This is a genomic window from Pseudogemmobacter sp. TB195, assembly GCF_058313095.1.
Map to the genome: position 1 here is coordinate 1 of NZ_JBZEGG010000187.1, position 556 is coordinate 556.

At 69.4% G+C, this 556-nt stretch carries 1 protein-coding gene; it reads right to left on the reverse strand.

Translation table 11 applies throughout. From position 1 onward, the window contains the following. Positions 1–556 (reverse strand): plasmid partitioning protein RepB (gene repB / locus AC4FS3_RS29285; protein ID WP_491023461.1); only part of this gene is annotated, 556 nt, incomplete at both ends.

Sequence of the window (556 nt, forward strand, 5' to 3'; positions counted from 1 at the left end):
CCCAACGCCGCCATCAGCGTCGGGCGGTCGAACTGCTCTTCCAGCCGCCGCGCGAACATGGCCTTTTCAATATAGCTGAGGTCACGGCGCTCGAGGTTTTCCCGCGCCTGGGCAATGACCAGCTCCACATCGCTCAGCGGCCGGACAATGGCCCGGACCTTGCCGCCAAGACGGGCCACGGCGCGCAGGCGGCGATGGCCGTAGGCAACCTGATAGCGGCCGCTGTCGCCCAGCGGGCGCACCAGAATTGGCACCTGCTGGCCCTGCTCGGAAATGCTCTGCATCAGGCTGTCGAACGACGCGTCAGCCGTTGCTTCCTCGCCAATGCGGTCGCGCACGAACGAACCGTCGATCAGCGTCGGATCAAGCTCGACCACCCGGTCGCCCGCGGCGATCATCGCTTCCAGATCCCGCGCCTTGCCCGCGTCGGCGGAAAGCTTTTCGAGCGACAGGCCCATGGCGCGCAGGGCGCCCGATCCCACCGGCGCGCCAAGTGAGGCGGAGCCGCTCGCCGCCCCCCGGGACAGCGGTTGCGGCGCCGGATCCGGCGCGGCCT